General features: G+C 37.2%; 15 protein-coding genes. 4 read left to right on the top strand and 11 right to left on the bottom strand.

The genetic code is table 11. From position 1 onward, the window contains the following. The first annotated feature begins 329 nt into the window (after positions 1-329). From rpsD to FC73_RS04260, 4 genes are all read left to right on the top strand, one after another. A complete protein-coding gene (gene rpsD, locus FC73_RS04280; RefSeq protein WP_010021971.1) occupies positions 330-935 on the top strand; it encodes a 30S ribosomal protein S4 in 606 nt (201 codons plus the stop codon). A 108-nt stretch (positions 936-1,043) separates the two neighbouring features. Further along, positions 1,044-1,505, top strand: coding sequence for a YueI family protein (locus FC73_RS04275; protein ID WP_010021970.1), 462 nt, complete (start codon positions 1,044-1,046; stop codon positions 1,503-1,505). A gap of 14 nt (positions 1,506-1,519) precedes the next feature. Next, positions 1,520-2,803: a replication-associated recombination protein A gene (locus FC73_RS04270; RefSeq protein WP_010021969.1), complete on the top strand. Its 1,284-nt coding sequence runs from the start codon at positions 1,520-1,522 to the stop codon at positions 2,801-2,803. A 359-nt stretch (positions 2,804-3,162) separates the two neighbouring features. Further along, positions 3,163-3,654 carry a universal stress protein gene (locus FC73_RS04260; RefSeq protein ID WP_010021967.1) on the top strand — a complete coding sequence of 164 codons (492 nt, stop codon included), beginning with the start codon at positions 3,163-3,165 and terminating at the stop codon, positions 3,652-3,654. Positions 3,655-3,676: 22 nt separating this feature from the next. Here the strand turns inward: FC73_RS04260 and FC73_RS04255 are convergent, their stop codons facing one another. The 11 genes from FC73_RS04255 to atpD form a co-directional block, all read right to left on the bottom strand. Then, complete coding sequence (locus FC73_RS04255; RefSeq protein ID WP_158529764.1) at positions 3,677-4,561, bottom strand: helix-turn-helix domain-containing protein; 885 nt, start codon at positions 4,559-4,561, stop codon at positions 3,677-3,679. A 17-nt stretch (positions 4,562-4,578) separates the two neighbouring features. Next, complete coding sequence (locus tag FC73_RS04250) at positions 4,579-5,160, bottom strand: DNA-3-methyladenine glycosylase I (protein WP_029327124.1); 582 nt, start codon at positions 5,158-5,160, stop codon at positions 4,579-4,581. Positions 5,161-5,242: 82 nt separating this feature from the next. Beyond that, on the bottom strand, positions 5,243-6,379 hold the full coding sequence (locus tag FC73_RS04245) for a D-alanine--D-alanine ligase family protein (protein ID WP_010021963.1): 1,137 nt from the start codon (positions 6,377-6,379) through the stop codon (positions 5,243-5,245). A 94-nt stretch (positions 6,380-6,473) separates the two neighbouring features. Beyond that, positions 6,474-7,670, bottom strand: a complete 1,197-nt coding sequence (locus tag FC73_RS04240) for an FtsW/RodA/SpoVE family cell cycle protein (protein ID WP_010021962.1) — start codon at positions 7,668-7,670, stop codon at positions 6,474-6,476. 30 nt (positions 7,671-7,700) lie between these two features. Next, complete coding sequence (locus FC73_RS04235) at positions 7,701-7,916, bottom strand: DUF2969 family protein (RefSeq protein WP_010021961.1); 216 nt, start codon at positions 7,914-7,916, stop codon at positions 7,701-7,703. A 41-nt stretch (positions 7,917-7,957) separates the two neighbouring features. Continuing rightward, the gene (yidD, locus tag FC73_RS04230; protein ID WP_029327123.1) at positions 7,958-8,233 is read right to left on the bottom strand and encodes a membrane protein insertion efficiency factor YidD; all 276 of its coding nucleotides are present in this window, start codon (positions 8,231-8,233) and stop codon (positions 7,958-7,960) included. 14 nt (positions 8,234-8,247) lie between these two features. Then, a complete protein-coding gene (gene mreB, locus FC73_RS04225) occupies positions 8,248-9,261 on the bottom strand; it encodes a rod shape-determining protein (protein ID WP_010021959.1) in 1,014 nt (337 codons plus the stop codon). 107 nt (positions 9,262-9,368) lie between these two features. Beyond that, the gene (murA, locus tag FC73_RS04220; RefSeq protein ID WP_010021958.1) at positions 9,369-10,661 is read right to left on the bottom strand and encodes a UDP-N-acetylglucosamine 1-carboxyvinyltransferase; all 1,293 of its coding nucleotides are present in this window, start codon (positions 10,659-10,661) and stop codon (positions 9,369-9,371) included. Between the two features lie 20 nt (positions 10,662-10,681). Then, positions 10,682-10,912, bottom strand: coding sequence for a DUF1146 family protein (locus FC73_RS04215; protein ID WP_010021956.1), 231 nt, complete (start codon positions 10,910-10,912; stop codon positions 10,682-10,684). Between the two features lie 127 nt (positions 10,913-11,039). Continuing rightward, the gene (locus tag FC73_RS04210; RefSeq protein WP_010021955.1) at positions 11,040-11,468 is read right to left on the bottom strand and encodes a F0F1 ATP synthase subunit epsilon; all 429 of its coding nucleotides are present in this window, start codon (positions 11,466-11,468) and stop codon (positions 11,040-11,042) included. Between the two features lie 13 nt (positions 11,469-11,481). Continuing rightward, entirely contained in the window at positions 11,482-12,906 is a 1,425-nt protein-coding gene (gene atpD, locus FC73_RS04205) for a F0F1 ATP synthase subunit beta (RefSeq protein ID WP_010021954.1), read from the bottom strand. Position 12,907 lies beyond the last annotated feature (1 nt).

The following is a 12,907-nucleotide window of genomic DNA, read 5'->3' as shown; positions in this document are numbered from 1 at the left end:
ATATCCGTCCTTCAACAAATTAATTATGTATAAATTCTTTTCCTTGTTATTAAAATAATTATATCATAAATGGGCAAAACGTATGGTAGCATTCCCAATTTTTACCATCACAAATTCTAATGTTACATTGACTTTTATGCTTTAGTTTCATATAATTAGGCTTGTGTAAAATAATGCAGCAGTACGCGGTAAGCTCGTCAACATGTTCTTGCTACTTATAGTTTAATTAGTAACCCATTGGCTGCTGAGGCGAAAATTCAGAGGAATATGCACGAATACTAAGCGCACATCGTTATTTTACTCCAAATATTTTATTGGAGGATTCATTTATGTCAAGATATACAGGTCCAAGTTGGAGAATTTCTCGTCGTCTTGGAGTTTCTTTATCAGGTACTGGTAAGGAATTACAACGTCGCCCATATGCTCCCGGTGTTCACGGCCAAGGTCGTCGCCAAAAACTCTCAGAATATGGTGTTCAATTACGTGAAAAGCAAAAGTTACGTTACATGTATGGTTTAACTGAACGTCAATTTTACTCATTGTTTAACCGCTCTGATAAGATTCGTGAAGGTAAGCATGGTGACAACTTTGAAATTATGCTTGAAAGCCGTTTAGATAACATGGTTTACCGTTTAGGTTTAGCTACTACTAGAAGACAAGCTAGACAATTAGTAAACCATGGTCACATCACTGTTGATGGCAAACGTGTTGACATCCCTTCTTACGAAGTCAAGCCCGGCCAAGTAATTGGCGTTCGTGAAAAGGATAAAGATATGGGAATCATCAAAGAAGCTGTTGAATCAGTTGTTAGCCGTCCTGCTTACGTATCATTTGATGCTGATAAGCTTGAAGGTTCATTAACTAGATACCCACAACCAGATGAATTAAATGCAGATATCGATACTTCATTAGTTGTTGAATACTACAACCGTTAAAATATTGTGTCTGTTCACAAAAAGGCGATCTCAATTGAGACCGCCTTTTTGTATCTCCATTTTCTTTAATGTTAAAATATAATAAATACCCAATAAGGAGCAAATATTATGGCAGATGACAAAGGATCAGTTCAAAATCGTCTCGATCAAGCAATGAGTGGGAATTCCCCTCAGATTAATCCTGATGAACAAAGAAAATACCTAGGAACCTTTCGTGAAAGAGTCGATTTTGCAATTACGGTTGCTGATGATAAAAACCAAAATGCGATTGATCAATTAAGTGACAAAATGAAACAACATCCTAATTACCAACTTTTCATTAATGGTAATATTCCTGAGGAACAGCAGCAGCCCTACATGAAGTTAGCGAGCCAAAATAACGCTAAATTCACTTTGAAAAATAACAGTGCTTACGGAACTAAACCTGACGAATATGCGGTCGTTCTCGTTGCACCGGAAGCAATCCATCAAGATCAAATTGACTTTGACCCTGACAAGACTAGTAGTAAGAAGCAAGACGATCAACCTAAAAAATCTGAATCTTGGTTTTCACGTTTATTTCATAAGTAGAAAGAAGATATATGATGCAAAAGCCCCTCGCCTATCGGATGAGACCTACTAAAATTGAAGATATTGTTGGTCAACAAGACTTAGTTGGACCGGGCAAAATTATTGATCGAATGGTAAAGGCAAAAATACTATCATCGATGATTCTATATGGACCCCCTGGTACGGGAAAGACTAGCATTGCAAGTGCAATCGCTGGATCGACTAAATATGCATTTCGAATGTTAAACGCAGCTACTGATACTAAGAAGGATCTTCAGGCTGTCGCTGAGGAAGCAAAAATGAGCGGTACGGTGGTTCTTCTTTTAGATGAAATTCACCGATTGGATAAGACCAAACAAGATTTTTTGCTACCCTTACTTGAAAGCGGACAAATTATCCTCATTGGTGCTACAACTGAAAATCCATACATTAATATTAGTCCAGCCATTCGTTCCCGAACTGAAATTTTTCAGGTTCATCCATTAAGTAGTGATGATATTAAAAAAGCCGTTGAACGAGCATTAACTGATAAAGAGAATGGACTAGGTAAGTTAAACGTTAAAATTGATCATAATGCAATGCGCTTCTTAGTTCACAGTACGAATGGTGATTTAAGAAGCGCATTAAACGCATTAGAATTATCAGTTAAATCAACTGAACCCGATAAGGATGGTATTATTCATCTTACCCTTTCTGACATTGAAGCTTGTCTACAAAAGAAGGCCCTCAGTCAGGATAAGAATGGTGATGCTCACTATAATGTGGTATCAGCCCTTCAAAAGTCGATTCGTGGCTCAGATGTCAATGCCGCCCTTCATTATGCCTCACGTTTAATTGAATCAGGTGATTTAAATTCATTAACCCGTAGACTAATGGTAATTGCTTACGAGGATATTGGTTTGGCTAATCCTGCAGCTGCTGCTAGAACTGTTAATGCGGTGCAAGCTGCTGATAAGCTGGGTCTTCCTGAGGGACGGATTCCCTTGGCTGATGCGATTATTGATTTGTGCCTATCACCAAAATCTAATTCTGGCATTAAAGCTATCGATAATGCTCTATCAGATGTAAAATCAGGAAATTATGGCGATATTCCCAATCACCTTAAGGACACCCACTTTAAGGGTGCTAAGAGGCTGGGACATGTTGGCTATAAATATCCACATAATTACCCAAACGATTGGGTGCAACAACAATATCTTCCGGATAAAATTAAGGATGCGAAATACTACCAACCAAAATTAAACGGAAAATACGAAAAAGCGTTAGCTGATCAATATCAAAAAATTAATGAAGCTGAAAAGCATCACGGAAAGGAATAGTTTTTAATGCTCATCAAAGTCTTAATGTTATTTTTCTCCGTAATTTTAATTATTAACGGAATCTACTTTTTAACTCATGCTCATAAAAGTTTCCTTCTCTTTCATCCTGAAAAATTTCCTTCATTAAGGATCATTTTAATTATTAGTGGAATCATACTGCTCGTAGTAGCAATTTTCGGGATTATTTCATTGTTCTTTGACAACACCGTTTTCACGTTGTTAGTCTTATGTGCCGGCTGTTTATGTGCTGTTATTCCAGAAGTTTTTATCATTCAGTACATGGATAAATAACCTTTATATCTGACTTTTCAAGTAAAAAATACTAGAATTAAGTTAAATAAAACATTGAGGTGGTTTTTATGCTACAAGAATACAATAATATCTTAGTTCCCGTTGATGGTTCATACGAATCCGAATTAGCTTTTAAAAAAGCCGTTGCTGTCGCTAAACGAAATGATGCTCATTTGCACATTGTTCACGTTGTGGATACTCGAGCTTTTCAAAACATTTCTAGTTTTGATACTTCCGTGGTTGAAGAAGTAACGCAAAACGCTAAGAAAACCCTAGAACAATATGCTCGTGAAGCCAAGGATGATGGTGTTGACAAAGTTGATTACTCAATCGAATATGGGGCACCTAAAACAATTATTTCTAAAGAGTTACCAACCAAATTAAACATTGATTTGATCATGATTGGAGCTACTGGATTAAATGCTGTTGAACGCTTACTAATTGGTTCTGTGACCGAATATGTAACGCGAATGGCTATTTGTGACGTTTTAGTTGTTAGAACTAACTTAAATAACCAAAAAGTTGATCCTAAAAAGGGAAAACAAAAAGTTACTAAATAAAACAAAAAAGCATTCGTTGAATTTAACGAATGCTTTTTTGTTTGGCAATTTTTAATAATTTATCAATTCTCCCACTATCACGAACCCCATTCAACAAGTTAATCTTGTTCTGGATCGCTTTAGCTTTTGAACATAATTTTTCCTGTTTATAACTCAAGTACTTCAAACTATAAAATGATTTCAAACAATAAAAAGAATATTTACGCTTTAAATAAGCAATCATCCGATTCGATTCATTGATAACCAGTTGGTAATTGTTAGAAATAAACGCAAAGGTAACAATCGCTAATCCTAACTTAATGATAATGTAGCGTTCGTTTAAATTCGTCTGCTTTTGATGAAGCAGATAATGCATTCTCATTAATGCATCATCTAAGTACTTATGGGCTAATTTTTGACATCCCAATCTACGATATGAGATGGACATCCCTAAGTAACTCCATGCTGTACAAACAACATTCGCCTTAACTGCATAGGTATCAATCATCGTATGAAAACATAAAGTGACTTCGTCTAAAGAAACACCGCAAAATAATTCAGCAAATCCACGTTCACAATAATAACGTCCCTTAATTTCTTTTGAATCAATATTTTCAACTTTGATCGTTTTGATGATGGTGTTGGCCTTTTCAAAATGATAGTGGAGTAATTTACACTCAATTTGCTTCAATAATTCTTTGGCGTAGCAGTAATTATTAGAAACACACATCTCATCCAGATTCATCCCTAATCGTGATACAATCTTTGGGATAATACTCCATTGGTTAAAACAACCATCGTTTTCCAACGCACTAATCGTCGATTGAGTACAAAGACCTTTTGCTAATTCTGCCTGGGTCATATGAAGGTCCAACCGTCGTTTTCTAATCCTTATTCCGATCTTTTTTAATAACGCTTTTGAGGGCATGATGACTTCCAAGCCCGTCATCTCCCTCTGTATTTCAAAATCTCATCGTGCCTAAAGCACTCAACATCATGATCATTAACGATTCCTGATGCTTGTAAAAAAGAATAGAGCGTCATGGGACCAACTCTTTTAAAATGGTATTTTTGAAACATACGCTTAAACTTTTCCATCATTGGTTTCATTTCATCCAAATTAACTTGATCATTACTAACTAAATGATCAATTGGCGTGTAATTAACTAATTGCCATAGTTGGTCAAAAAAATGGATATTTTGCGCTTCTAATTCAGCCATAATTTGGGCATTCGTTAAAATTGCCTCGATTTTAGATCGATTTCGAATTCCTCGGACATCATTCAAGGCTCCCCTTCTAACCTCCTCGAAATGATAAGCAAGGTAACCGAAGTCAAATTGATGATAAATATCATCCAATCCATCTAATTTTTTTAAAATTAGATTCCATTGAAGGCCAGCTTGCATAATTTCAAGTGACAAATCTCGAAACAACGATTGTTCATCATAATCAGGAACGCCCCATTTGGTATCATGATAATCCATTAGCTGTAGACTTTTGGTAGCCCAATCACATCTTTTCATCATTATCACCTCCTACCAAGTAAATACGCAACAATTCTTAAAAACAAAAAAGATTATGACTAAATTAAGTCATAATCTTTTTTGTTTATTTATCTTCATAAACTTTTTTCTGGTCACCCTTTTGAAGTGGCTTAAAATCATGAAGAATTTTAGATTGACGATTAAACTCCGCATATGCTAATTCAATTAATTGATCAATCAAATCAGTGTAACTAATTCCAGAAGCTTCCCAAAGTTGAGGATATAAAGAGATGTTTGTAAATCCAGGCAAAGTATTAACTTCGCTTAAATATGGTTTGAAGTCTTTAGATACCAGAAAATCAATTCGAGCCATTCCCTTTAATCCAAGTGCTTTGTACGCTCCAAGTGCCATTTTAGTGATTTGATCATCAACTCCATCAGGTAATTGAACTGGGATGGTAAATTGAACCTGACTAGCATCTACAAACTTATTGTCATAAGTATAGAATTTATCATCAGCGGGAACCTTAATTGCACCAAGTTTAGAAGCCTTAGGGTCCTCATTTCCTAAAATAGAAATTTCAACCTCTTCTGGACCTTCAATTGCTTCTTCGATCAAAATTTTATTGTCATAACGAAAAGCATCGTTTAATCCACTTGCTAGTTCTGCTTGATTATGAACCTGATGAATTCCAATTGAAGATCCTTGATTAGCGGGTTTGATAAACATTAAAGAACCCAGCTTTGTTGCCAACTTATCATAATTCCAATCTTTTCGATTATCTGGAGTTAACAATACGTATTTAGTGTTGTTAATCCCAGCTTCATCTAAGATTTTCTTAGTAATGTCTTTATCATATGCCATTGCTGAAGCTAAGATTCCACTACCCACGTATGGCTTGTTCATTAACCGTAACAACCCTTGAATCGTTCCGTCTTCACCAAGATTTCCGTGAATAATTGGAAAGAAAACATCAATATCACTAGTACTATCAAAATTAATGATAGGTGCTAAGGGATTATTCATGTCTAACTTGGGAATCTCGTCTTTTACTACATCAGCTTCATTCTCACCGTCAAATACACGGTGAGAAGCTTCATTGCTCAAGACAATTCCATTTTTGGTAATTAAGAATAAGCTGACTTCGTACTTATCCTTGTCCATCGCATCATAAATATTATGCGCGGATCTTTTTGAGACGTCGTGCTCTGATGAATTTCCACCGAATAATAGCGCAACGTGCTTTTTATTTTTAGTCATTTTCGCACCTCTGTCGTTCATAATAGAACCTTAAGTATAACACAAAAAATTCATTGTAGATGAAACCAAATAAAAAAGCATGAATAAACATGCTTTATGAGAAATTCTTTTCTGTACTGAACATTGAACTCTTATTATGGTATTGCATTGACATTATCAACCCAATCCCTATCATATTACCAATTAAGGCTGATCCTCCTTGACTCACAAATGGAAGTGGAATCCCAGTCATCGGAAGCAATCCAATACTCATTCCAATGTTTTCAAAAACATGGAATAAGATCATCATGATCACTCCACTAGAAATGTAGGCATAGAAAACATTCTTAGTTTCAAAGGTAACTTTAATCATTTCATAAATTAATAAGAAATAAAGTAAAATCAATAAAACGCCACCAATGAACCCAAAGTTTTCTCCCATTACGGAAAAAATCATATCAGATTCACGAACTGGCACATACACTTTAGAAACGTTAAATCCAGTTCCAGATAATCCTCCCGAACCGACAGCTTTCATACTTTGCCACAATTGAAACCCTTGGTTACTCGTATCTGACTCAGGATGCAACCAGGTATCAATTCGAGCAAATTGATAAGCTTTGAAACCAAAGTTTCCTAGTAATGCTCGTCCCTCTTTGGTAATAGCCAGGGTAAGAGCAATCACACCTAAACCACCAGTTACTCCAAAGATGGGACCGAGGATTTTCCAAGTAACTCCAGAGACAATCATCATGCCAGCTAAAATAGCAATAAACACGATGGTCGTACCAAAATCATTTTGTAACTTCAACAGAATTACGATGGGAATTGTCCATAAAATCATTTTACCAAGTAGTGCCCAATCCGTTCGTGGCTCATGAATGGGATGCTCATTATTATGGGCAGCAATCACCTTTGCTAGCATCAAGATGTACGCTGGTTTCATAATTTCTGATGGTTGAAATGTTAGTGGACCCAGTTGAAACCAACTCTTAGCGCCGGTCTGTGCTTCATAAGATCGACTGTATAAGAATAGGACAGCAACCAGAAGAAAGATTCCAAACCAATACGCGTATGGCGCAAGTTTCCATAACTGTTCAGAATCAAACTGCATCACAACGACAATCGCAATTGCTCCAATTGCGTACCATACTAGTTGAGATACCACAGCTTTTACGACACTAGTCTGACTAGTGTCATGACTTGCTGCTACAAAAATTGATTCTAAACCTACCAAAGCAAGCATCAGTACACAAAAGATAATTCCCCAATCGATTCGATTATCGTCTATATCTTCCGACTTATTAAACACGATTAGAACTCCCTTTTTATAAGATCATACTTATCTTTGATGTAAATTATACTCTCTTATTACTTCAGCGACAGCATCTTCCTCACTATTTTCATGGAAAGTTTTATCACCGATTACGCAAACAGATTTCCCATTTTTTTCTTCAATTGTACCAACGGTATGGCCACCAATTTGAACTAACTTTAACGCTTTTTCTTCTGGATCCTCGACGATATTAACTCCAATTTGTTTTTCTTTTCTCGACACTTCTAAAACCTCCTAGAATAAAAAATAGTTGATAAAATCAACTATTTTAACTTCATTGAGCGACGATAATCTTCTTCAGCTTTCTTATTTCTACCCAGTGAAAACTTCCTTGGAACGGGATCATATCCACCTTTTACAAGTGGATTGCATCGTAAAATTCGGGCGGTACCCATCAAAGTCCCTTTAAAAGCTCCAAAGCGGTCGATTGCTTCAAGCGTGTAATGGGAACAAGTCGGTGAGTAACGACAACTAGGCGGAAATAACGGTGAAATAAAATGCTGATAAAATTTGATTAAAGATATAAATATTCGTTTCAACTTTTTTCTCTCAATTATTTTCTACTGAAGAACCCTCGATTCTTCTTAGTGTTACTCATGTGTTCTAGCATTTCACCAGCACCTTTAGCAACGTTATCTAATGGATCTTCAGAAATATAAACTGGAACCGTCAAAGCATTCGCAATTACAGTGTCAATGTCTTTAAGTAGTGCTCCGCCACCAGTTAACATAACACCACGATCAATAATATCAGCAGAGATTTCTGGAGGAATGGTTTCAAGAACTGCCTTTGCCCCAGATACAATTGAATTAATAGATCCATTAATGGCTTGAGCAACCTCTTGACTAGTAATGGTTACCGACTTTGGCATCCCACTGACTGAGTCACGACCTCTAACTTCCATTCCTTTGACATCTTGACTTGATACGTCAGCCGTTCCAATCTGCATCTTGATTCTTTCAGCAGTATGTTCTCCAATGATGAGATTATGTTCTTGTTTTAAGAAATTAACAATGTCACCATTCATAACGTCACCGGCAATTTTCAGTGACTTACTAGCCACAATATCTCCAAGTGAAAGAACCGCAATATCTGAGGTTCCTCCACCCATATCGATGACCATACTACCATGTGGTTGATAAATATCCATTCCTGCACCAACAGCAGCTACCTTTGGTTCTTCTTCGATGAAAACCTGTCCACCAGCTGCTCGTTCTGCTGCTTGAATAATTGCTTTTCGTTCAATGTTAGTGATGTTTGTAGGAGCACAGATCATTGTCTGTGGTTTAGAAACAACGCCCTTAACGCTTAATTTACTAATAAAATATGAAAGCATTTCCTGAGTGATGTCAAAATCAGAAATTACTCCATCTTTTAATGGTCGAATGGCTTTGATGTTTCCGGGAGTTCTTCCAACCATCTGGTAAGCTTCAGTGCCAACCGCTAATACCTTATTAGTCTTAGTATCAACGGCAACTACAGATGGTTCATTAAGAACAATACCCTTTCCTGTAACGTATATAAGAACGTTAGCAGTTCCTAAATCAATCCCAATATCTTGTGCCATAAAAATACTTCCTTCCGTAACATCGTTTAATTAAATTATAGCATATTCATAATAGCAAAAGAGAATTATCACATACGAAATTATCTAAGTTTTTCTAACGATCAAAGTTAGTCATTAGCAATTGCGTCGCTTTCTTTGATGGGAATTCGTTCAACTTCTGCACCAAGCTTTTGGAGCTTCTTGTGAAATTCATAGTACCCACGATCAAGATACTTGAGATTGGTAACTTCAGTATAACCATCAGCAACTAATCCTGCTAAAATCAGCGCAGCAGCAGCTCTAAGATCGGTTGCCGCAACTTTGGCACCTTCAAAATGAGTTGGTCCATACATAATGACTGATTGACCTTTAATATCAAAATTAGCACCCATTCGGCGGAGTTCTTCCATATGCATAAATCGGTTTTCAAACACCGTTTCTGTTAATTTACTAACTCCATTAGCCTCTAATTGAAGAACTGTCATTTGAGGTTGCATATCAGTAGGGAACCCTGGGTATGGAGCAGTTTTAACGTCAACCGGTTTTAATTCAGCGGGGCCGATTACTCGAACCCCATCACGTTCTTGCTCAACTTTTACCCCCATTTGTTTCATTTTAGAAATCAAAGGAAGATTGTGTTCAGTAATTCCATTCTCAATTAAAACATTGCCCTCGGTAAGCGCAGCCGCTACCATAAAGGTTCCAGCCTCAATCCGATCTTGAACCACTTCATGATCAGCACCATGAAGACTTTTAACTCCAACTACTGTGATTGTATTAGTACCAGCACCGGAAACCTTGGCACCCATTTTGTTTAATACCTTTTGTAAGTCGACAATTTCAGGTTCACGAGCAACATTTTGAATCTTAGTGGTTCCCCTAGCAAGGGTAGCTGCCATCATCACATTTTGTGTTGCTCCGACGCTTGGAAAATCAAAGTAAATATCAGTTCCAACTAAGCCCTTTGGGGCAGAAGCTTCAACGTAGCCATCATGTTGTTCAATATGATCGCCTAAAGCTTCAAAACCACGTAAATGTAAGTCAATTGGACGACTGCCAATTGCACATCCTCCTGGCAAAGCAACCTTAGCCTGTCCTAAACGAGCAAGAAGTGGTCCCATGACCACAATTGATGCTCTCATTTTTGAAACGTATTCATATGGAGCTTCTGGTGAAATTTCACCGGAAGCATCCACGGTAATTTTATTTTTATTTTCATCAAAATCAACTTTAATGCCTAAATGTTTTAAAACTTGATTCATAGTAAAAACATCGGACAGCATGGGACAATTAGTTAAAACGGTCTGACCATCTTTAGCAAGAATAGTAGCAGCTAGAATCGGTAAAACAGCATTTTTGGCACCCTCAATGTGAACTCGTCCATTAAGCTTATTTCCGCCATGCACAACAATTTTTTCCATGGTACTCTCTCCTATAAGTATTATTTAAATAGTACTGTTAAATTTTTTAAGTTATCAATGAATGACATAAAGAACGAACTGCATATAAAACCAATCACGATCGAAAGTAAGACAATTAAGACCTTACCTTGACGCTCCTGAATTGGTAAGAACCGTTCAAAGTGAATTCCTTGTATAGCCCAAAAAGCTACTGCAATAAAGAATAGCTGACTAATTATTGTGATTAATGATTCAACTCCAAATGGGTTCATTACGCGATACTCCTAATATTCATTCTTAGTATATACTATCATAAAAATACCTAATTGTCGTAAATCGGAGGTCCATGTAAAAAATTGTAACAAAAAAGAGGAACTAGAAAGTTCCTCTTTTTTAAAACTAATGCTGTGCAACATTAATTCGGTTAACAGCTCTTTGTAATGCAACTTGTGCACGTTTCAAAGCATCCGTATCGTTCTTAGATTGAGCATCTTTAATTTTCTGTTCTGCACGCTCACGGGCATGAGTAGCTCTCGATACATCAATGTCACCTTTACGCTCAGCACTATCAGCAACGATTGTCAAAGTATTATTGGAAAATTCAGCAAAGCCACCATTAACGGCAACCGTGTCCATGTCATTCCCATTAAACTTGAATCTCGTTTCGCCAATTCTTAAAGAAGCAATCACTGGAACATGGTTAGCTAGAATTCCAAGATCACCCATCATGGTCTCAATAACGGCCATTGTAACTTGATCATTGGAATAAACTTCGCCATCAGGAGTAACGATACTAACGGTTAATACTGATGATTTATTATCAGCCAATTAGATCACCCTCCTATTTGCTCTGACTTGCTTTTTGTTCTTTCAGTTTGTTGTAGTTAGCAACAACATCATCAATTCCACCACAGTTTCTGAAACAATCTTCTGGAATATTATCGTATTTACCTTCAAGGATTCCCTTGAAACCTGCGATAGTATCTTTAACTGGAACGTATTTACCAGGAAGACCAGTAAACTGTTCAGCAACCGTAAAGCTTTGTGATAGGAAGAATTGGATTCGACGAGCACGACCAACAATGGTCTTTTCTTCGTCAGACAATTCATCCATTCCTAGAATTGAAATGATATCTTGCAATTCACGATATCGTTGAAGAACGTGTTGAACCTGGCTGGCAACGTCAAAGTGTTCTTGTCCCACAATTTCTGGAGAAAGAGCAGATGAAGTTGAAGCCAACGGATCAACAGCAGGATAAATACCCTGTTGCGTCAATGAACGTTCAAGGTTGGTAGTAGCATCCAAATGGGCAAACGTTGTTGCAGGAGCTGGGTCGGTGTAGTCATCGGCTGGAACATAAACAGCTTGAATTGAAGTAATCGCACCTTTTTTAGTCGAGGTGATTCGTTCTTGCAATTGTCCCATTTCAGTAGCTAACGTAGGCTGATAACCTACGGCTGATGGAATACGACCTAACAAGGCTGAAACTTCAGTACCAGCTTGGGTAAATCTGAAGATATTATCGATAAATAGAAGGACATCGTCTCCTTCTGCATCTCTAAAGTATTCAGCGATTGTAAGACCAGTTAATGCAACACGCATACGAGCACCAGGTGGCTCATTCATCTGACCATACACCATGGCAGTCTGCTTTAAGACACCTGATCCTTTCATTTCGAAGTACATATCATTACCTTCACGGGTTCTTTCACCAACACCAGTGAAAACGGAAATACCGTTATGACCCTGAGCAATGTTATGAATTAATTCCTGAATTAAAACAGTCTTACCAACACCGGCACCACCGAATAATCCAACTTTACCTCCACGAATATATGGAGCTAATAAATCAATAACTTTAATTCCAGTTTCAAGAACTTCAGTAGATGGGTTTAACTCATCGTACTTAGGTGGCTGTCTGTGAATGGCCCATCTTGTCTGATCAGGGCCAAACTCAGGCCCACCATCAATCGGTTGACCTAAAACATTAAATACTCGACCTAGAGTATCATTACCTACTGGAACTTCAATTGGAGCACCAGTATTTTCAACATCCATTCCACGACGTAAACCATCAGTTCCGTCCATGGCAATGGTCCGTACTACTCCGTCACCTAATTCAAGAGCAACTTCGACAACTAACTGTTGGTTGTCACCCTTTTTAATGTTCAAAGCAGTATTGATTTCTGGTAAATCACCGTCTAGGGGAAATTTAACATCAACAACTGGTCCGATAACTTGTTGTACTTTACCAGTAGTATTCATT

Origin of the sequence: Fructilactobacillus fructivorans, assembly GCF_001434095.1 — a bacterium.
Taxonomy (GTDB): Bacteria; Bacillota; Bacilli; order Lactobacillales; family Lactobacillaceae; genus Fructilactobacillus; species Fructilactobacillus fructivorans.
The sequence above is the reverse complement of the archived record's forward strand: the minus strand, read 5'-3'. Positions and strand labels throughout refer to the sequence as shown.

Bases quoted from the DNA above. Each gene is read 5' to 3' on its own strand.
- murA (WP_010021958.1), bottom strand. From the start codon at position 10,661: ATGGAAAAAATTGTTGTGCATGGCGGAAATAAGCTTAATGGACGAGTT.
- rpsD (WP_010021971.1), top strand. From the start codon at position 330: ATGTCAAGATATACAGGTCCAAGTTGGAGAATTTCTCGTCGTCTTGGA.
- mreB (WP_010021959.1), bottom strand. From the start codon at position 9,261: ATGGCACAAGATATTGGGATTGATTTAGGAACTGCTAACGTTCTTATA.
- FC73_RS04250 (WP_029327124.1), bottom strand. From the start codon at position 5,160: ATGATGAAAAGATGTGATTGGGCTACCAAAAGTCTACAGCTAATGGAT.
- FC73_RS04275 (WP_010021970.1), top strand. From the start codon at position 1,044: ATGGCAGATGACAAAGGATCAGTTCAAAATCGTCTCGATCAAGCAATG.
- FC73_RS04245 (WP_010021963.1), bottom strand. From the start codon at position 6,379: ATGACTAAAAATAAAAAGCACGTTGCGCTATTATTCGGTGGAAATTCA.
- FC73_RS04255 (WP_158529764.1), bottom strand. From the start codon at position 4,561: ATGCCCTCAAAAGCGTTATTAAAAAAGATCGGAATAAGGATTAGAAAA.
- FC73_RS04270 (WP_010021969.1), top strand. From the start codon at position 1,520: ATGCAAAAGCCCCTCGCCTATCGGATGAGACCTACTAAAATTGAAGAT.
- atpD (WP_010021954.1), bottom strand. From the start codon at position 12,906: ATGAATACTACTGGTAAAGTACAACAAGTTATCGGACCAGTTGTTGAT.
- FC73_RS04215 (WP_010021956.1), bottom strand. From the start codon at position 10,912: ATGAACCCATTTGGAGTTGAATCATTAATCACAATAATTAGTCAGCTA.
- FC73_RS04260 (WP_010021967.1), top strand. From the start codon at position 3,163: ATGCTACAAGAATACAATAATATCTTAGTTCCCGTTGATGGTTCATAC.